Source organism: Nitrosospira briensis C-128 (genome assembly GCF_000619905.2).
Lineage (GTDB): Bacteria > Pseudomonadota > Gammaproteobacteria > Burkholderiales > Nitrosomonadaceae > Nitrosospira > Nitrosospira briensis.
Genome location: NZ_CP012371.1, coordinates 133,395 through 153,441 on the forward strand (window position 1 = coordinate 133,395; position 20,047 = coordinate 153,441).

At 51.6% G+C, this 20,047-nt stretch carries 15 protein-coding genes and 1 pseudogene; 6 read left to right on the plus strand and 10 right to left on the minus strand.

The features are described 5' to 3' along the window. Positions 1-247: 247 nt before the first annotated feature. The 3 genes from F822_RS00665 to F822_RS00675 all read right to left on the minus strand — a co-directional run bounded on the left by F822_RS00665 (position 248) and on the right by F822_RS00675 (position 4,208). Positions 248-1,207 (minus strand): glycosyltransferase family 2 protein, encoded by a 960-nt coding sequence (locus tag F822_RS00665; RefSeq protein WP_025039844.1) that lies wholly within the window; start codon positions 1,205-1,207, stop codon positions 248-250. Between the two features lie 77 nt (positions 1,208-1,284). Further along, entirely contained in the window at positions 1,285-2,532 is a 1,248-nt protein-coding gene (locus tag F822_RS00670) for an O-antigen ligase family protein (protein WP_025039843.1), read from the minus strand. 122 nt (positions 2,533-2,654) lie between these two features. Beyond that, entirely contained in the window at positions 2,655-4,208 is a 1,554-nt protein-coding gene (locus tag F822_RS00675) for a hypothetical protein (RefSeq protein WP_025039842.1), read from the minus strand. 319 nt (positions 4,209-4,527) lie between these two features. Between F822_RS00675 and F822_RS00680 the strand changes: the two genes are divergently transcribed. Then, positions 4,528-4,824: a PepSY domain-containing protein gene (locus F822_RS00680; RefSeq protein ID WP_025039841.1), complete on the plus strand. Its 297-nt coding sequence runs from the start codon at positions 4,528-4,530 to the stop codon at positions 4,822-4,824. A 103-nt stretch (positions 4,825-4,927) separates the two neighbouring features. Here F822_RS00680 and F822_RS00685 read toward each other — a convergent pair whose 3' ends face one another. The 6 genes from F822_RS00685 to F822_RS00710 form a co-directional block, all read right to left on the minus strand. Beyond that, positions 4,928-5,260 carry a P-II family nitrogen regulator gene (locus F822_RS00685; RefSeq protein ID WP_025039840.1) on the minus strand — a complete coding sequence of 111 codons (333 nt, stop codon included), beginning with the start codon at positions 5,258-5,260 and terminating at the stop codon, positions 4,928-4,930. A gap of 10 nt (positions 5,261-5,270) precedes the next feature. Further along, a complete protein-coding gene (locus tag F822_RS00690; protein WP_025039839.1) occupies positions 5,271-8,339 on the minus strand; it encodes an efflux RND transporter permease subunit in 3,069 nt (1,022 codons plus the stop codon). Then, positions 8,336-9,493: an efflux RND transporter periplasmic adaptor subunit gene (locus F822_RS00695; RefSeq protein WP_025039838.1), complete on the minus strand. Its 1,158-nt coding sequence runs from the start codon at positions 9,491-9,493 to the stop codon at positions 8,336-8,338. Before F822_RS00695 ends, F822_RS00690 begins: the two co-directional genes overlap by 4 nt. Positions 9,494-9,653: 160 nt before the next feature. Then, entirely contained in the window at positions 9,654-11,039 is a 1,386-nt protein-coding gene (locus F822_RS00700; protein WP_025039837.1) for a TolC family protein, read from the minus strand. A 529-nt stretch (positions 11,040-11,568) separates the two neighbouring features. Continuing rightward, positions 11,569-12,546: a tyrosinase family protein gene (locus F822_RS00705; protein ID WP_025039836.1), complete on the minus strand. Its 978-nt coding sequence runs from the start codon at positions 12,544-12,546 to the stop codon at positions 11,569-11,571. A 15-nt stretch (positions 12,547-12,561) separates the two neighbouring features. Beyond that, positions 12,562-13,002: a hypothetical protein gene (locus F822_RS00710; protein WP_025039835.1), complete on the minus strand. Its 441-nt coding sequence runs from the start codon at positions 13,000-13,002 to the stop codon at positions 12,562-12,564. 458 nt (positions 13,003-13,460) lie between these two features. Here F822_RS00710 and F822_RS00715 point away from each other — a divergent pair, with 458 nt between their 5' ends. The 3 genes and pseudogenes from F822_RS00715 to F822_RS15955 all read left to right on the plus strand — a co-directional run. Beyond that, a complete protein-coding gene (locus F822_RS00715; protein ID WP_025039834.1) occupies positions 13,461-14,084 on the plus strand; it encodes a hypothetical protein in 624 nt (207 codons plus the stop codon). Continuing rightward, positions 14,084-14,710 (plus strand): RES family NAD+ phosphorylase, encoded by a 627-nt coding sequence (locus F822_RS00720; protein ID WP_025039833.1) that lies wholly within the window; start codon positions 14,084-14,086, stop codon positions 14,708-14,710. Before F822_RS00715 ends, F822_RS00720 begins: the two co-directional genes overlap by 1 nt. Then, positions 14,711-14,974 (plus strand): annotated as a pseudogene (locus F822_RS15955) (hypothetical protein); the annotation flags it as partial. It lies immediately after the preceding gene. A 408-nt stretch (positions 14,975-15,382) separates the two neighbouring features. Here the strand turns inward: F822_RS15955 and F822_RS00730 are convergent. After that, positions 15,383-17,275, minus strand: coding sequence for a pyruvate kinase (locus F822_RS00730; RefSeq protein WP_025039831.1), 1,893 nt, complete (start codon positions 17,273-17,275; stop codon positions 15,383-15,385). Positions 17,276-18,020: 745 nt separating this feature from the next. Here F822_RS00730 and sbnA point away from each other — a divergent pair. Then, the gene (gene sbnA / locus F822_RS00735; protein ID WP_025039830.1) at positions 18,021-19,025 is read left to right on the plus strand and encodes a 2,3-diaminopropionate biosynthesis protein SbnA; all 1,005 of its coding nucleotides are present in this window, start codon (positions 18,021-18,023) and stop codon (positions 19,023-19,025) included. Continuing rightward, entirely contained in the window at positions 19,022-20,047 is a 1,026-nt protein-coding gene (gene sbnB, locus F822_RS00740) for a 2,3-diaminopropionate biosynthesis protein SbnB (RefSeq protein WP_025039829.1), read from the plus strand. Before sbnA ends, sbnB begins: the two co-directional genes overlap by 4 nt.

The window sequence follows — 20,047 nt, forward strand, 5'->3', positions numbered from 1 at the left end:
ATATTTTCATACACCTTGATCAATAAATCCTACAGAAGCAGGAACATAAAAATGGTCGCATTACATGTATCTATAACTTCAGAAGCGTACAAGGTTATCTAATTTCAAGACCGATTTTTTACTTATTCTTTCTCGAACAGCTGACGGTTTTCAGCAGAAACACGATGCAAACCCTTATAGATTAAACGAAGACTATTGTTAAAGCAGCGCATTTAAGGACAACTAATTACATCATAGCCAGCACTGATTAGCGTAACAGATCCCTGCAAAAAGTGACCAGCCCATGAGCGTACCTATGATAATGCAATGCCAAGAGCTCATGCAGGGCAACCGGCAAGCGGCGCCAGCGGGGCTGGGGTAGCGTTGCGCTGGCCCGCAAAAAAACCAGTTTTTCATTAAGACGGTGAATCGTCTGCTTGCTCACGTGAAAGCGTTCTGCGGACTCTTCAAGACGCTTGCGAATAGCCTCATAGAGCAAAACCCGCGGCCCATAGATTGCAGCACAGCTTTTGCCGCGGTTTCGCCCGGCGCGCGGTATGCCAAGCTGATTTTGGCCATGCTGGCGATAGGCAATCAACTGCACCGGTAACGCGTCCAGATGCGATGTGGCGCCCATCAACAAAGCGATCCAGGCATCATGCCAGGTTTTCGGTATGGGCAGCACCAGATCACGATAGCTGGAGCGAAAGGCCATGGTGGCGCCCGTTACCACCGGTTGCTTGAGCAGCACCCCGAGCGCATCGTTGGCCATAAAACGCGCCTGTTTATCGGGACTAAATCTATAGATTTGCCATAGCCGCCGACCGATAGGATGCAAATTCTCGTCGACGACATCGGCGTCGGTGAATACAGCGCCTGCATCCGGGTTATTGATAAAACGCTCTTCGACGAGGCTGATTTTATCTGGATACCAGACATCGTCCTGGTCACATAGAAAGATAATGTCGCCCTTGCACGCGCGAATGGCAATCTCGAAATTGCAAGTGGAACCGGCGCGTTCGCTATTTTGAAGGACCCTTACGGGAAATGGTGCTCGCAGCGCGAAATCCCGCGCGATTGCCGGGGTGGCATCGCTGGAGGCATCGTCAGAGATAATCAGCTCATCCGGCAGCCGGGTCTGGCGCGCGATGCTGTCGAGCTGCTCTGCGATATAGCGCTCGCCATTATAGCTTGCCAGCGCAATGGATAATGAGAGCCGTGTCTTCATGTTACTGCCATCGGAGGATGCGACATGACGGATGTGCCATTTTGAAGGCAATTATCCCAGAAAACCCTGCCGCTCGTTTACTGAAGTTCTTTTGCTTGAGTGAAGCCGGCTGTATACGCTGTATGCCAACCGATACCTATGGCGGTAATGATGAGGAGCAGGTAAAAGGTTTGCCTGAAGAAAACGAGGTTGTCTGTCAGGCCCGATAAAAAGACAAAAGACACCAGCGCGGTTCCCAGGATCTTCAACTGATGTGCCTTGAACGTTTGAAACCAGCTCCACAAGAAATACGCATAAGCCATTAGACCTAACGCGCCGATCTGCATTCCGATCTCGATCCAGTCATTATGATAATGATAGGTGGTTGGAATGAAATTTGGCAATTCCTTGTAGAGGCCGCCCTTGTATGTCTCGATGGTTCGGTCGAAATAGCTCGCAGCCATCCCGGTGCCATGGCCGAAAAAAGGGCTTTCGGCGATACCGTGCAGGCCAACATCCCATATTGCGATGCGATATCCCAGGCTGGTGTCATATCGTCCTTGCGTGGACAATTCGATGTCGTGCCGGGCTTGAACCAGTCTTTCCTGAAAGCTGATACTGCTGGATGCGAAAACACCGAGGATAATCGTTAACGATACCGTCAGTGCGAAAAGCGTCCGGATTTCTTTTTTATGAAGCAGCAGAAGCAATAGTGCGGATGAGATGAGCGTGGCCGCGAGAATGCCGCGCGCATTCTGATTGAATTGAAGAAAGAGTAAAAAAACTGCAAGACACCACAAAATTGTTTTAGTTTTTTTGTTTCTGTTCATACCGGCAAAGTAGAGCGACAGTATGGTTCCTATCCCCAACATCGAAGAAAAATGCAGGTAAGGCATGCCAAGAGGTGGAATGCCTTGAACACCCAGGACCACCCATTGGTAAACCCCCATGACCAGCGCTCCCAGGTAACCGATGAGCAGGCCGCCTATCGCCCATGGTAACCGCGCCTTATTCAGAAGGCCCAGATAAGGAATAAAAACGAGGAATGCGAAGTACCTTCGCCAGACCTTGAAGCCAAGTGTGGAAGAATCGCTCCAGAGAATGCCAAAAGCGAGGACGAGACACAAAACAAGCAGGGCGCCAATCAATGGCTCGTAAATTATCTCTCCAAAACGGCGCATGCCTCCGTCCAGAACCCAGGCAACCGGCAAGAGATAGTAGGCATAAAAACTCAGCCCTTTATACCACAAGGCGACACCGAAAAAGAGCAGAGCAAACTTCGCCAGCGCATCACGCCAGGTGAGGATGCTTTGCGTGAGGCCGGGTGAGCTGGCGGGTGTTGACATACTTGGAAGCCACAATCTTATAGGCGCACTATATTAGCTTATATACCCTCGCTGGCATATATTCGCTCTATTTTAGTTGGCGTGGCGAATGTCTGACATCGCGGTTCAAGCGGCAGCTTTCTTCATTGGACTGCCGTCTTGATTGTGTATATTTGATAGGCTGGGTTGGGCGACTCAGGCAACAGTTCGAAGTTATCCAGAATGTACTGATGGATTAGAGCATGTGTATTGCAGAAACGCAGCTCTTCTCGTCCATCAAGGGAGAAATCGAATATCAGAATAAAACCGGGGTTAGCCGCCTTGATGCGTTCGATTTCTAGCTGTTGAAAGCTTTTACTCCGCGGGAACAAGGCGTAGATTTCCCACATAGGGGATTTTCTCCCCAGCAGCGGATAAGCACCTGGCCAAAAAGGAGTAGCGATGAAACTTTGGCCATTCGGCGCATATTCAGCAGCCAGCTTCCGCAGTAGAGCGATTTCACTCGCTGTACGAGCATTAACACTCAGCTCGCTGCCAGAGATTTCGATATTCACGCATTGCTTACTAGCGCGACATTGCCAGCCGGGATGGATATGCATCACCCACAAGCTTGCACCACATAGCACGAGTGCCAAGGGCCACTTGGTCCTGGCCGGCTGTGTGGCCAGCAGCACCAGGCAGCCGACTAATAATGGAAAAATGCTCTTAGCAAGGTGGCTTACATCAGCTCGCGAATAAGCGTAGTGCGCGTAGGGTAATGCCAGGAATGCAGCTGCAACTAACGCGGGTGGAACAACCCTCTTGTGGAATTTTTGCAGGGTGACCCATGCGATAGCAAGTATGCCAAAAATGACTATGGCAATGAAGAATAAGCCGACCAACACTTCACGAATCGCCTTGCCAACAGATAGTGAGTCGAACGCTGCACGCCAGGGCCAAGGAACTGGCAAAGTAAGATTAGTTGCTTTGATTTCAAGGAAAAAGAGCAGGCTTTCCCAGAAGGCGGTAGCAAAACCTGGCACCAGCAATGCCATGAGAAGTAGGGGCGTAAAACCAACCATTACGCCTATTGCCCATAGCGTAACTCCCTTGATAAATCCAGGGTCATCCACTCGCTTGATGGTCAGCCAGCCCATAACCCCGAGGCTGCCTAAAACACCATACATACCGTGGTTACGGCCAAAAACGGCCACCAGACCTACACATAGACCAGCGAGAAAGTACCGTCTCCTTGTAGGATGCTGCACGAGGAAAGTCAATACCCCCATCAGCAGAATAGACAAGGAAATATCGAATAGTTTGTGGCGCGGATACATCCACGCTACCAATATGATGGCTGAAAGAACTAAATAAGGAAAATTTGGAGTTCTTGCACTTCGAGCGATTAACAGTAGAGCGACGAATAACCCTATTACCTGAAAAACCGCTACAGCGCCCCTCAGGGCCATGATGCCATTGTCTCCCCACAAACTCATGAGCGCTGCGGACCAATAGTATCGGCCGGGGTCGTAGGACATGAAATCGCGGATGGGTACCTCACCCAGCATCACACGTTGAGCACCATACCAAAGAAAACCCTCATCCCATATCAAGAACCCCTTATGCCCCTGCCAGAGAAAAAGCGCGAATACGACAAAACTGGCAAAAGCCAGTATTCGATAAACCAGGAGCTTATTTTCTTGAGGCTTGTTATGCATTTATGATTGCGACACACTTTGGAATATGTTCGTTATATATTAACGGTATGAGCGGATGGATGGCTCCAACCATCAGGTCTGTTGTCGCGCGCGGGAAAATTTTGCGCCATTGGGTCCGTTCGCGATTATCCGGATTTCACCAGCTTGGTTGTCGCTTTGTTTTCAATGCCGTTATTCCGGTGCATTTATAATGATAATGGGACCTGTTCGAGCGCTTCTTCGTGCGTTACCGTACAGATTGAGGCTTGGGTTCCTGTCTATTCTGATGCCGTGCCTAAAAATCCCTATTAATATAATTTCAAACCAAGGAGATATTCAAATGAAAAAGAGACTAATTCTATCTATGGTTCTATCGGCTGCGATGGTATTTGCAACCTCGGCTTTTGCCGACAGTAATGAAGAGAAGGTTCAGTGGGATGATGTACCGATTGAGGCTCAGAAAACAATAACGCACCACGCAGAAGGGGGAGACGTTCAGGAGATCGAGAAGAAAACAAAAACTAAAAACGGCAAAACAATTACTATTTACGAAGCCGATGTGATAAGAGCGGACGGTGCGAAGATAGAGATTAAAGTTCGCGAAAACGGCAAACTTATCAAGTTTGAATACGATTGAGCAAAAGAAACAGGTCTGCCTGACTTGAGGGCAGACCAATTAAGGGTGTGGGTGGTTATCAACTCAATATAATCTGCGCCAGCCAAGTAAATTATTCGCAAATTCATGGAAGATATTCATCTTTTCGTACCCCCGTGCTTATCTTTCCGCTTTTAATCACGTCGATGACATAAACCTTGCCGGCGCCATGCTGGTGAGTATTTGCGGCCGTCATCAACGTATCAAAAATAATCTCCGTCAATTCATCGGGAGCAAAAATTTCAATGCGTTTTTTCGGCATGTACGGTGTGAAGTCTCGTCCAGAGATAAGTTTAACTTCCCCAAAACCTTCGCAATCGGACACGCTCATGCCCGGGAAATCGGGTATCTCATCAAGCAGTGCCTGAGTGAGTTTCGGTAGCATGAAGGGCTCAATATAAGCGCGGATTTCTTTCATGGGGCATGCCTCACGTTTTGTGTTGTTTTTCAAAATAGCAGTAGAGCGCAGGAAGCATGGTCAAAGTTAGCAACGTGGCTGACACAAGCCCGCCAATAATGACTACGGCAAAAGGTTTGACAGCTTCCGATCCAACACTGGTTGAGAGCGCAGCAGGCAATAACCCAAGCATCGCTACCAGCGCCGTCATCATTACCGGACGCACGCGACTGACGGAGCCCTGCAGAACGGCCTCGTATAACGGAATACCTTCGCGCCTGAGAAAGTTGATTTTGGATAACAGGATTACACCGTTCTGCACAGCGATGCCGAATAATGCGATAAACCCGACCGCTGCGGAAACGCTTAGGTGTATGCCAGTGAGCAGCAGGGCTAGCAATCCGCCGATTAGAGAGAATGGTACGTTCATTACAATCAGCGAGGCATGTTTGAGTGACTGAAAGGCCCAGAATAACAGTAAAAAAATCAACATCAGGCTAACGGGAACGATAAAGGAAAGCCGCTTCATAGCCCTCTGCTGGTTCTCAAATTGACCGCTCCAGACGATATTGTAACCCGGGTCAAGTTGAACCTGTTGAGCGACCTTTTTTTGTGCCTCCGCTACGAAACTACCCTGATCGCGCCCGATCAGGTTACATTTAATAGCGATACGGCGCATATTATCTTCGCGGGTGATGCGGGAGGCGCCTTGGTTGACCTTGATCTCGGCTAATTCAGCTAATGGAATGCGGCCCCCATTTGGGGACAAAACAGTTATATCTTCAATTGCTCCCACTGAATCGCGCGCCGTGCTGGTCAGTCGCACCGTGACGTCAAAGCGGCGTTCACCTTCCAGCATTTGTGTCGCGGCTTTACCCCCCACCGCCATGGCGATCACGTCTTCCACATCGGACACGCTGATCCCATATCGGGCGATTTTCGCCCGGTCTATGGATATAACCAACTGAGCCAGACCCGATTGCTGCTCGGCAGCCACATCAGTCGCACCTTTTATGGAGCGCAGAATATTGGTGATCTGGTTGGCTTTTTCCTGGAGAATTCTAAGGTCTTCGCCAAAGATCTTGATGGCGATCTCGCCTTTGACGCCGGAAATAGCTTCTTCCACATTGTCCTGGATTACCTGTGAGAAATTGAACTGCAAGCCTGGAAACACGGACAAACGTTTATTCATGGCTTTCACCAAGTCGTCCTTGTTGCTGAAACGCCAGGTTTCCTTCGGCTTGAGATCGACGAGAATTTCTAGGTTATTGAAGCCCTTGGGGTCAGTGCCATCCTCTGGGCGCCCCAGTTGCGTGAGTACTGATTTGACCTCGCTGAACTCGCGTATTCTGGCACGTATATCTTGTTCCAGTAATTTAGCCCTGTCCAGTGAGACAGGCGTGGGCATGGTAATTGTCAACCAGATATTGCCTTCGTCCAGTTTGGGCATGAACTCCGTGCCGATCAGCGGTGAAGAACCCACCATCAAGGCCAGTGCCAGCCCCGCACCTATGAATAATTTGCGAGGGCTGCGCAGCACCGCTTCCAGCAATGTGTGGTAGCGCCGCTCCATGGCGTCTACAAGTGGGTTGTGAGACTCGGTGAGCTTTGGTCCCAGCAAGTAACTCAGCAGCACCGGTACCAAGGTTAAGCTGATAATCAGCGAGCCTGCCAAAGCAAAGCTGAGCGCATATGCCATTGGAGAGAAAATCTTTGCTTCGACGCGCTCAAAGGTGAAAATGGGTATAAAGGCGACGATAACAATTGCTTGAGAAAACAGCATCGGCCGGGACATCTCTGCCGCTGTCATGAGCATGGATTGACGCATGTGCGCCATCCCGGCCTGCTGTCGCATTTCTAATGTTATCTTGACCATGACCGCTTCAACCAGCACAATCGAGGCATCCACGATAAGGCCAAAATCGATCGCGCCAAGGGAAATCAGATTGGCGGAAATATGTGCGTTTTCAATCAGAATAAAGGCGAACAGCAAGGACATTGGAATGACAAGGATAACCACCGCCGCAGCCCACACTCGACGCAGAAAAATAACCAGGATTGCCAGAACCAGTATCACGCCGACCAGCATATTGTGCTCGACCGTATGAAGGGTGTGCCGCACCAGGTCAGTGCGGTCATAAAAGGGGATGATCTTGACACCCGGAGGTAATCCGTGGCTATTAAGGTGCTCGATCTTACCCTTCACTCCTTTCAACACTACGTTGGCATCCGAGCCTTTTATAAGTAAAACGATGCCTTCAACTACATTATCGTGCTCGTTGTAACCGACAAGACCCTTATGCGGCTGGGGGCCGATGACCACATCGGCGACATTCTTGACAAAAACAGGGATACCATCCTGGCTGGTAACGACGATGTTGCTGATTTCAGCTATGGACTTCAACAAACCGGCACCGCGAATGACCAACGCCTCGCTGCCGTGATCGATATAGCCACCACCGATGTTGGCATTGTTGACGGTAATGGCCGTATAGACTTCAGGAAGTGTCAGCTGGTAATTCCTCAGCTTGTTGGGATCGACCTGCACCTGGTATTCCTTGATGCCGCCACCGAAGGCTACAACATCGGCAACGCCGTGGACGGAGCGAAGCGTGCGCTCGATCACCCAGTCCTGTAGCGCGCGCTGTTCCACAAGTGGCATGCCAGGCGCTTCGATGCGATAACGATAAATTTCACCTATGCCGGTGGACAAGGGTCCCAGCAATGGTTCAAGTCCCCCAGGCAAACTGACGGATCTCAATCGTTCCAGTACCTGCTGCCGCGAAAAATAATCCTCGGCGTCGTCATCGAAGGTCAGGGTTACCACAGATAAGCCAAAAATGGACACCGAACGCATATTGATCAAATGTGGCAGGCCATTCATTTCTTTTTCGATCGGCAGGCTGACCAGTTTTTCCACTTCTTCCGGCGCTTGACCGGGATATTGGGTTACCACCTGCACAAAAACATTCTGCACATCAGGGAAAGGTTGTATCGGCAGACGATCAAACGATAGAATACCAATGGCAGCCAACAACACTGATGCGACAAGAATCGTCACGCGTTGCTGCAGGCAGAACGCAATTATTTTGTATGTCACTGCGCACTTTCTCCAGTTTGATGCTCAGCATCCTGCTCGGTGCGCAACAGCAGGGCGCCATGTATCACGAGACGCTCCCCTGGTTTCAAACCTTCAAGAATCACTGCTTGGTCCTTGAGGCGTAAACCCACTTTAACGGGACGTTTCTGATAATGAAACTCCCCTATATTTACGTATAGCCAGTCGGATTCATCCTCAGTGAATAATGCAGTCAATGGCACAACAACCGCCAGATCATCCGGGTCGCTTTGCACTTCGATAGCAGCGAACATGGCTGGCAGCAGCCGTCCGTCCGCATTGGGCAAAATACAGCGCACTTTCACCGTACGCGAAGTCTCATCCACTACCTGACTAATGTAACTGACCGTCGCCATGAAACTTTCAGCAGGATAGGCAGGCACATGCAGCAACACCTTTGTGCCGACATGAATCAGACCAATATCCTTCTCGAATAGATCTATCTGGACCCATAAGTCGCTCAGATCAGAAATGACAAACAACGGTGCGGCCAGATCGGACCTGACTTCCATGCCAGGGTTGATATTGCGTTCGGTAACTACTCCTGAGATGGGAGCATGCAAAATAAAGCGGTTATCCATACGCCCAGGACGTGACCCCAGGTTCGCCAGTTTAAGTCTGGCTCGTTCCGCCTCACTCCGCGCACGTGCCAGATTATCTTCCGCCTGCTCCTGCTCTTTACGGGGAGCAATGCCATTATCGTACAACTCCTGTATCCGCTGAAAAGCACGGTTGGCTAGATTCAAATCGGACATTGCTTCCGCATAGGCTGATTGTGCTGCTCCCAGTTCCGGGCTATCCAATTCCACCAGCGCATTACCTGTCCGAACATGCATGCCCAGCGCCGCAATAGCACCAATCACCCGTCCGGCTATCGGCGAGGAAACACGGGCAGTACGAGTTTCGTCATAAGTGATCTTGCCTGTTACTGGATCCATCAGCGGGCGCTGAACCAATTCGACAATGGTTTCCTTGATATACTCGCGCTTGGGTGAATTCTCGCTGAGTATGACTTCGTCTTTGGGGTGGTCGACGATTTGCTGCGGCTGTTCGTCTTTTTGCGGCTGGCAGGCCAAGAGCGATAAACTCAACAGGCCGGCAGCCAGATGAGTGATATTGATAAGTTTCTTGCTCATTATTCAACCCGGTTCTTTATGTATTTCTTTATATGATTTTATGTGGGTGTGGATGTGATTAATTGACACGATGTAAAAGAGATATCGTAAAAGGATTCTCAACCAGATACTTGATCCGCTACGATTGCAAGGCATCTCGCACAGGATGACAGCAGATGGATTAACCATCTCCACTCGGATGATTACTTGAAGGGTTTCTCATTTCTTCTCCATATGCCATCAGGAGATCTGCCCAGGCTTTGCTGCGGTTCGCCAGAGCGGTGTAATAATCCAGCATTATTGCCTTGTAGCTGCGCTCGGCATCGATCAGATCCAGTACATCTATCGCCCCCTTTTGATACGCGATTTCCTGTGCGTTGCGTAATGTCTCAATTCGCTTGACTACCGAAGTCTCAAAGCGACGGGCTATGGCATCGGCACTTTGCCAGGATGCCGAAGCTTTCATCACTTCGGCCCGGATGTCTTGCTTGGCTTGCGCTAGCGCCAGTTCAGAGTTGGTTACACCCACACGAGCTTTGGAAATTTCGCCTTTTTGTTGATAAAACAAGGGAAGTGGCAGGCTGATACCGACGCCGCCCGTACGCGGGAATTGGTTACCCGCATCCTGTTCATAAAAAGCGGTTATGGTCACATCGGGGATGATCTGCCGCTGCGCCAGAGTCAGCATCTTCTTGGCCTGCGCTATGCGCACCTTCGCCGCGCGCATATCCGGCCGCCGTTCCAGCGCGCGTCCAACCAACTGATCCTGTCCTGCCAGCGCAATTTCGGGAGCTGCTTCAGGCCAGATTTCCACCGCACTGATTTCTACACTGTTTTCTGGCCATCCCAGTAGCAGCAGCAGATCGGCTCGCGCCTCGTTCAACGCAGCCCGTGCCTGATCCTGATCACCTTGAACCTTCAGGCTTTCAACCTCAATACGGATAAAGTCGACTGCTGCTACATCCCCTACCTTGAGCCTGATTTCATTGACCCGCAAAATTTTCCGATAGCGCTCAAAATTAGCGCTTGCCACTTCAAGTGTCTTTTGTGCCAGCAAAAGATTGTAATAACTGCGCCGTACGGCGTTGGTGAGTACCCGCGCAACATCTTGCACATCAAAGTGCACTGCCTCGGTAGCCAGTTCGCTGCTCTCTATCCGCAGCCGGCGTTTCCCAGCGGTTACAATCAGTTGTTCAATCTGCGGCATTATCGCCGGGACTGCCAGGTGACGACTTTCCCGCGCAAATGCTTTCGGGGCCAGTTCTGAAGTGTTGAGGCTGAACACCGGGTTAGGAATCGCGGCGGCAATAATTTGCTCAGCCTCGGCACTATCGATGTTGAGGCGTGCCGCAATCAAACCAAGATTGCGTTGATAGAACAACGCGACGGCCTGTTGTTCAGTAATGGCGAGTTGTCCCGCCACCTCAGCGGACATTGTTTGCGCCTGTAGCGCCATGGCGCATGAGGCGAGCAGCAGGCCAAAAAAAATACCTGATTTTGATGCAGCGTTCAGGATGCTGAGCACATCAATGGCGTCCGCTGAATAACAAGCTCGTGCGTTGTGCATGAACTCTTGTCGAATACATTGATTACTCTAGGGAAATGACATGGCAGCTGGCCACGACGGCAGTGCCTGTTTGAGTATAAGGTTGCGCTGCCCGGTTTCATGGCTGACGTATATCAAGCCGACACTCTGGCTCAAATGCGAGGGGACTGGCAATTGCAGGAACTCAATAATGAAGGGATGGCTGATCAATGACATGCTTCTTGTTAAAATATCAAAATGGCCATGATCACTCCCACTACCAGCAAGCAAAATGGATCACCTTGCTGCAGGGATTCAGGTTCGTTCTTTGCACCTGCTACCTACTATGAACTTATCGCGATGAGCCGTCGTGATTGAATCTCGGCTTTTAGCGAAGTAGTTTGGATGCAGGGCGTCCTCAGCATCTGAACCTGCATGCGGATTGCGCGGTATTATAGGACAAAATATACCGCTCGCGCTTTATATCTTTATCACCCTGGATTATATCTTCTCGAATGGTTTGTATCAGGTCGTTACGATTCTTCCAGCAGCCTGGGGGCATTTTATGACTTCACACACTCAGTGAGTCGTAGGTATACAGTTCACTGATATCCAGCATTTCCGCAGGAGTAGTGGTTCCAGACAAAAGGGAGTTCAAGGTGTCGTTGAGGCGGTGGCCTTTCAAGCTAGCGGGTGCCGATTGCGCCGGGACATAAGCGCGGCCATGACCTTTCGGTGCCGGCTGCATCCAGCTTTCCCAAATGCGGTCTACATTGCAGTGGTTGAGATAAAACACCGGGTCGTTGGGTGAAGTTGAAGGCGACATATCTCCTCCAACGAACACATGGACACGGTTGTGCAGGCTCGGGGATGGAATTTGCGGCTGGTCTTGCCAGCCCTCGACAAGATTGCGAAAACCGGCGGAAGTCGTGTTCCATGGAGCAGTGTCATAGATGGGCTGACCGAGGGCGGCGGCCGTATGCGTTTTTTTCGGCAGGCGGGTCGTCTGTGTTCCCAGCTGCCGGCGCAAGCCACGGTTTACCTGAACCAGTTGTCCGTTGACATTTGTTGTGATGTGAACGCGCCAAGCGCCTGGATCACCGGGTTCGAACGCGAACGGACCTGTCGTTACCGGAACTCCGCTACCTCCCATGCAGTTGCTGGCCCAGACGGCAGCCCTTCTCTGACGTGCCGGCGACAATTGGCCATCTTGCGCCCAGTCCCAGTATGGCAGTCCAAAGGTCAAGTCGTCGCCAAGCACGCGCTGGAGATTCATTTCCAGTTGCATCAGCATGAATCGGTGCCACGGAAGAAAGACAGGGCCGCGATGGGCGGCGTTTCTGTCACTCTGCGTAGGCGGAGTGAACGTTGTCATCGCAACGTGATGCCAAACTACAAACAGATCGTAGGTGCTGACTGGCTGAGAAAGACCTCCGATGCCGAGGCTTGCCGTGGTTGGCCCTGGGAACTCGTTCTTCAATAATTTTACACCCTGGATATACTTGTCGCGCGCGGCCGCGCTAGTCAGAATATTTTCTCGTATGGCCATGGCGTTCTCCAGCGTCTATTCGTGATCAGTATGGGTTTTCCTGGTGCGATGGGTCTTCGGCGCGGATTTGGTGCGAGGTCGGCCCGGGGCGCCATGGCCCTCATGTCCCTCATGTCCAGCGGGCATACCCCCCTTATCAACGAAGTCATCAGGGAAGACATCGATCAACTGCCTGACCATGTCCAGGGCGGAAGCGAAGCTCATGTTCGGTATGGGGTGATAATGGACTTGCCCGTCGTCGGTCACCCCGAGGTGTCCGGTAACCGGTACCCCATCGACCTCTATCTGATAAGTTGTGCGGACAACGATATGGTGGCCTTCATAGTCCGCTTCGCGGACAGTTTCAGATGCCTCGTGCTGGTGCCTCTGGGCTTCCTCCACTTGTGGGGCATGCTTTTTGACGTATGAACTTATTGACTTCATGGTTGGCCGGTTAATTTGGTTCTGGCTTGGCATGGATCGTCTCCTGTTTGGCATTTCAACGCTTGAATCGGCACCATAGACCGAACTGTTCAAAAGATTCTTTAATATAGATCAGGGCGTTGAAAAAGCAAGTAAAGCGGCGCATGCCGAATTGCCCCAACAAAAAAGTAACCAAGGAGTGCTTCACTATAGGCACGCTTCGACACGTTGGATGCCGGCAGTGATCGTGGTTGTGCCTGGAATACAAACCTTGAAAACAGCCTTGCCGGCTCTCGAGTCCGTATAAGCCCCAAATCAAATTCTGAAGTGGGGGAAATTCGAGTCGTAGCAATGTTTGAAATCTCAATTTTGCTATATTTGCGATTTATGCTATATTTGCTAAAGCGATAAAAATTTCACGCAGCCTTTTTAAGGTCGAGGTGAGCCATTTCGTAATACGGCCACCCCTTACTAAAAGGACTATGAGCTAACCACGATATTTGGGGGATGTAATGCATAAAGAGAATGTAAGGCACACAATCACGAATGAAATTAAGCAAAAACTCAAACGGGATATTGACTCGGTTATTATGGGTGGTGAGAAATTGAACAGGTATATTGAAACTGGTGCGGAAGCCTCACACCTCAGGACTGAGGTGAAAGCCCTGAGAGAAGATATTGAAAAATTAAAGCAATCAAAGGAGATTCTAGAATGGATACCGGTGGTTGCTGAGACTTCGACGCCAAACATCAGTTATGCTGAATCGGTTCAGAACGCCCAAGCTCGGGGCGAAGCTCGCTTGGTAGACTGGACTCGAGACGGGACCTTGATCGATAGCAAGACACTTGCTGATTTATGGGGAATCACGCGCCAAGCACTGGATGCCGCGCGCAATCGCGGCGAGGTATTCTCGTTGTGGGTGAAAGGGCAGCATTGGTATCCTGGGGAATTGGGAAAATTCGAACGTACTACCTTCGCGCGCATTAACGAAGCCTTGGGTGATCTTGACCCTTCAAGTAAGCTCGTATTTCTGCTGCATAAACACGGAGCCCTAAAAGGCCGGACACCTGCCGATGCTGCCGGCGACATGCTTAATGACATCATACGCTTGGCGGGCGGGTGGGGTCGCGACTGATGCATCTGCCGGACTTCGCTGCCATATGGGCGGAAGGCAACTTATCGTTAATAGATATTGACGCCAGGACGCTTTTGCGTTTAACCAGGTTCCCAAATTCCGAGCCGCATTGGGGAAGGAACGTAAAGTACCGTTTTGACGACCCTGTGGCAACCTTTGGAGTCACTTATGCAGCCCAAAAATTAGAGGTCGCTTTTGCGGAAACCGTTCTACATGAACAGGGCTGCTACAGAGACAACCGATGGATCATCGAGCAGGCGCGCGTTAATGAGAGATATATTGCTCACTTCGATCGGGCGAATGGAATACCCCTGAAGCTGGCCAAACTCACTGGCCGCGATCTTAAAGTGCTCGGACTAAACAGCGATCTCAGCGCATCCGATGATTATACCCATTCAATGCAAATATCCGCAGCATTACACAGTCAAGTACCTGAAGCAGATGGCATTCTATATATGAGCCATCAATATAATAATGAATCGGTAATGGCCCTGTTCGAGCGCAGCGAAATCCAGTGCAAACCAGGTTCAGAACCACTCATCGCTCACCCTGACTATCCGCAACTGATCCACCTTTTTAGAGTTGATTTAATCCCAAAAACTGCCCCACCGCCCCATCAGAATTAACCCATATCTGCCGAAATGGTTGAGTCGATCCTATCGCGGTAGCTTGACGATCTGGAGTCGACACCGACGCGAAATGGGTACCGCCTTAAAGATTTGATGGAACAATTTGACGCCAAGCCAGCCAAGATTAAGGCGCTTTTCAGCAACGGATCCGACGCCTGCAGCAGGTCAAACGTAAAGGTAATTACAGGCTGCGAAGCAAGCTTGTCATATTTACGCGTTATATTTTCATCCTGCTGCACGGTTAGAAGCACCGGCACCTGATTCGGCAGAAATCGGAAGACTCGCCGATTATATATATCAGGATGTGCAGTACTTCGTAAATCGACGCCCTATCAATTTCTTGGGAGAACGGTATGCTTAAGCACATAAAATTGGGTTTTCTGGTTCCCAGCACATTCATTGCCTTGGGTGGGCTCACTGAAACTATCGCCGCAAGCACTAATTTATGCCATGATGCTGGCGGGTCTTGGATTGATGGGCGCCATGGTTCGCCGCGGAAGATACTCCTCTAACGGTTAGCGCGAGCAAGGGTTAACTGAGGGAGGTCTCAGGCACATCTGATGGCAATGGGGGAGGGCAGAGGTTGCACTTCCCCATTGCCATCTTCTGTTCAGCTCGATATTTTGGCTTTGCCATGACTCTGCGGAGATGAATTGCAGTATTTGGGCGCTACCAATGCAGGCGGCGCAATAATGCGCGCTTTTTCTGTTGGTGTCCCTGCATGCGTTGAAGAATGTTGTCCAGCATCTGAATGGCTTTAACGACGTGGGGGCCCTTGTTCAGCATGACGCATTCCGCCCGCTCGCCCATGGCCGCATCGGTCACTTCGGCCCGGCTCGGTTTACCGGTCTTGGCTAGTCCTTCCAGTACCTGGGTGGCCCAGATTACAGGGATATGCGCTGCCTCCGCCAGCCATAGAATTTCTTCCTGCAATTCCGCCAACCTTTCGTAACCGCATTCCACGGCGAGGTCGCCGCGTGCAATCATGACCCCGACAATCGGCGAGCGTAGCAGCGTAAACATCAGCTCCGGCAACTGCTCGAAAGCGGCGCGTGTCTCGATCTTGATTACGATTCCCAGTTTATCGGCATCAAGGCGCTTGAGATGCGCCTGCAGCAGCGCGACATCGGCGGCCTTTCGCACAAAGGAAAGCCCAACCATATCCGCATTACGGGCAACAAATTCGAGGTGCTCGATATCCGTGGCCGTGACACCGTCCAGATCGAGATGGCTGTCGGGCAGGTTGATGCCCTTGTCAGCCAACAATTTTTCTCCACCATCGCGGGCCTGGGTGATCTCAACCAGGATTTCCTCGGTGTTGACGTTGCGTATCACGCCGCCGATACGGCCGTCGTCGATCAAGATTCGCTCACCGGGATGCGCACTGGCAAAGATTTCCGATAACGAACAGGCAATGCTCGCAGCACGCAACAACTGCCGATCTTCACCGAACTGGGCGGGGTGCCCGGGAATCGGTTCACGCGTCACAATCAGATTATCTCCGCGGTGCAACCGGATCGTTCCGGGCATCTGCGGCAGCGCGCCTATTTCACCGGCGTGACCGGCTCTTCGTATTACGCCGGAATCGGTCACTCTCAACAGGTAAAGCTTCAGGCCAGGCTTGACATAAGTGGTCTGCGTAGACTCCGCCCAGTAGCCTCCGTCAACCTTTCCTACCACTTGCAGGCTGCGCAGTGCTCCCCTGGCGTCGCGGAATTCAAGCCTGTCCGGTGAAGTTACCTGGGCCAGCCAATTTCCTTTGACAGGAAGGCACGCATGGGCATGCGCCGGACAGGTGGAACCATCATTCTGCGGGTATATCCAGATTCGGGCAGGCGCCGTCACTTTGCCGTACATGTCGCGCTGCGGTTGCCATTTGAGCACCGGCAAGCCTGATGCGATCTCTCCGGTGCGTAGTTTGGGGCCGCCCAGATCCATAAGGATGCGGCAAGGACGACCTGTTTCACGGCGTGCACGTTTTATGTGCTTGATCATGCGCTTCCAGACGCCAGCATCGTCATGCGCGCAATTGATGCGGGCACAGTCCATGCCCTGCAAAAGCATCTCCTTGACCAATGGGTAGTCATCCGCGGCTTCGCTCGGAAACGTGACCATAATGCGTACGCATCTGTGCGCCGGCGGCTTGCCGAGCAGGCTATTGGTATTGATTTCCAGCAGATCCGGGCCGGTTATGGAAGATGCGATGAGGGAAGCGGGCGCTTGCCGTGTTTTTTTTCCAAGCGCGTGCTGCAACAAAGTGATGATGGCGTGCAGATTGCTCAGGACATGCGATTCCGCACGCCCCATGGAAGACAAACCGGCTGCCGCGAGCTTTTCCTGCAGGGGGCGCATATCGCGCCGCCGCAAGGCGAGATAATGTATCAGATTAGCCGCGCTAGCCAGATGGCGCGCATCCACCATGCGCAGTATTTCGGCCGATTCGGCTTCAAGCGTCATCAACTCCTGCCGCAATGTCGTCAATTCCTGCAGCAAATCCCCATAAGCATTTTTCCCGGCGTACGCGGCTGGAGAAGTGCTGGTGTCCTTGCGAGGCGGGCTCATGATTGGCGTTGCGTCGATAAGTCACTGAAATGTTGATACGGCATTATTGTTACGTCTATGTGAAAATGTTTGATGAAAAGACTTGATTTTCAGTTGTGATTAAATATAATAAGAATCATTCCCGTTTACAAGTATAGAAACCATCAGGTAATAGTAGTACATCCCCAGCCGATTTTTCGACATTCGGTCGTAGATGCAAATTCATGGAAAGAGGGAGTGCAAAACCGATCCATAAGAAGAAATGCACTCTATTTGCGCTTCGTCAAGGAATGGCGTAAAGCCGGCCAAGAAATCACGGGGCTATTCGTTGTAAATAAGTTGTAAATAATTTTTCACGCATTCTTCTACGCTGACAGTTCTGTAGCTCGCCAGCCCGTCCTGGGCAAGCCAGCCAATCTTTTAACCCTATCTATCGGGAATATTGGCTATGGAAATATCAACAATAGTACTGCACGCATCGCCACGCCTTGGCTGCTTCCGACGTAATCAGCGCCACATAATAACTTTTAGCCGGGCGGCCGGAGGAGTTCAGCCGAAGCCGACATAGCCTGACAACCAGCCTGGCTGGATCACATCGTCCGGCCGAGCCTTGCGAAGGGCCGGTTTCTGGTCGAAATCAAACTCTAGAAGTAGAACAAAGCAGAGAAGGCCGATCCAAGCCTCTGCATCGTGAAGTAATGATTATTACTCGCGTTATCGTTCTTATTTACTTAATCATTATTATTATCTAATGGAAGGCACCAAAATGATCCTTCACAGTATTCTTGATGGCATAGGGAAGACGCCAATAGTCAACCTCTCTCGTATGTTCAACGATTCGCGGTGTGAAGTGCTGGCAAAGCTGGAGATGTTCAATCCATGTGGCAGCATCAAGGACAGGCCGGCACACCATATTGTCGAGCGCGGGTTGGCGGACGGTTCCATCAGTTCCAGGTCGCATATCATCGAAAGCTCCTCCGGCAATTTTGCCATTGCGCTGGCCATGGTCTGCAGTATGCACGGACTACGTTTCACGGCGGTGGTGGATCCAAAACTCTCACCTGTGAACCGCCAGATCATTCAATGTTACGGCGGTAATATCGAGCTTGTCACCGAAAAGGATCGCCAGGGCGGTTATCTGGAAACCCGCATCGAGCGGGTCAAGCACATGCTGCGCGAGCAACCCGATGCGGTATGGACGAATCAATATGCCAACGAGCGTAATTGGCAAAGCCATTATCACGGCGAGGGCGAGGAAATCCTGCGCGACCTGGATCGGCCCGTGGATTATCTGGTGCTGGGCGTCAGCACCTCGGGAACCATCCACGGCATTACGCGGCGTCTGCGCGAGGCCTGGCCCGCCCTGAAGGTCATCCCCGTGGATGCATTTGGTTCCGTATTGTTCGGTACTTCACCGGCAGTTCGCGAATTACCCGGGCTTGGCGCAAGCCGCGTACCCGAATTATTGAAGCGCGATGAGCTCGGCGAGGTCATCCAGATCGATGACTATGAATCCGCTGTGGCGTGCCGGCAATTGGTAAAGCGTGAAGGAATCTTTGCCGGAGGATCATCCGGCTCCGTAATCGCCGCTATCCAGCGCCTTTCCGCCCGTCTGTTGCAACCGGCACGCATCCTGACCATCCTGCCCGATCGGGGCGAGCGCTATCTGGACACGGTATACAACGACCAGTGGCTGTTGCGCATGAGGGAACGCCATTTTGCACGCATGACAAAAGGGTTTACCGGCACGCCTCAGGAGCAAACAGCATGAGCATGCCGGATACCTCACCTGATTTGCTCTACCTTAGCCGCAGCGACCTCAGCTCACTAGGCGGCAGCCACTCGCAACCTTATGTAGATGCGATAGTGGATGGATTGGCGGCACATGCTCGTGGCGACTACGTGCAACCGCTCAAACCTTATCTGCGCTGGCCAGGCGCCGATCACATCGCCGACCGTATTATTGCCATGCCTTGTTATCTGGGCGGCGAGCAACCGGTCGCCGGCCTGAAATGGGTGGGTAGCCGCCAGCATAATCCGGTTCACTTCGGTCTTGAGCGTGCCAGCGCGGTCATTGTGCTGAATGATGCGGAGACCAATTATCCGGTCGCAATCCTTGAAGGCGGGCTGATCAGCGGCATGCGCACGGCGGCCATTACTGCCGTGGGTACCCGCTATCTGGCACGCGAGGGCTTTACCGATGTTGCCTGTATCGGATGCGGACCGATAGCACGTATGCAGATGCAGACGCTGCTGGAGCAGTTTCCGGATATCGAGCGTATTCATCTGTTTGACTTGTCCGCTGAAGCGGCCAAATTGCTGGGTACCCTATTGGCGGAAAGCTATCCGGATGTGGATTTTATCAGCGCAGACTCGGCGGAGTCCGCAGTGAGAGCGGCTGACGTGATTGTGACCTGTACCGTAACCAGTACACCCTACCTGGCCTTCGATTGGCTTAAACCTGGTGCTTTCATCAGCAATATATCCATCATGGACGTTCACAAGGATGTCTATGAGAAGGCTGACAAGGTGGTGGTAGATGATTGGGACCAGTCGAATCGCGAAAAGAAGATCATCAGCCAGTTGGTGCTGGAAGGGCGCTTCAGCCGCGAACAGTTACATGCGGAGCTTGGGGAGATCGTTATCGGAGACAGGCCGGGACGGGAGAACGAAGACGAAATCATTTTGCTCAACCCCATGGGTATGGCCATCGACGACATCATCTGCGCGCGTCACTTTTACCGCCTTGCGCATGAGCGTGGAACCGGTACCCGGCTGCCGCTATACGGTTGA